General features: G+C 40.0%; 1 pseudogene. It reads right to left on the reverse strand.

Annotated elements, in window-relative coordinates:
- Window positions 1–285, reverse strand: a pseudogene (locus tag R8N47_RS27740) (DNA-directed RNA polymerase subunit beta); the annotation flags it as partial.
- Window positions 286–545 lie beyond the last annotated feature (260 nt).

The following is a 545-nucleotide window of genomic DNA, read 5'->3' on the forward strand; positions in this document are numbered from 1 at the left end:
ATCCGAAAGATCGTTGGCCTCACCGTAGTCAAAGTCTGTTGTGACCTCGGCGTTATTTTTTGTGTGGTAACAATGATCTGGCTTGCCTTCCTCTCGCCATTTGAGTTCTGAGCGTTGCGCGTCCAAGTTGAGTTCATCTGGAACAGATGAAGCATAATGATCTTCTAGTGAATGTTGTTGACTTTGTTCTTGTAAGTATTGAGCGATGTTTTCAGATTCTTGAGCGAGGAGATTTGCAGAAAGTCCAAGTCCCAACAAACAGCTAATGAGTTGTGTTTTATTCATAGATGTGTGCAAGCAAAAAGAAAACATAATACGAATAAATAAAACGCTGTGCAATTGTGCGGTGAACAAGATGAATTGAAATAAGCTAAACACGAAGCACAAACGTTAAGTTTTCATGTTTAACTGTTTGTAATAAATAATATTGGTGAGTAAACATAACAAAAAAAGCCCGGCAACAGGTACTGGGCTTTGAGATCATAGAGCATGCAATTATGACTGAGTGTCGAGTGGGATTTGTCCCGTCGTTACCTGTTCGACGT

Source organism: Vibrio sp. 2132-1, from assembly GCF_033344315.1.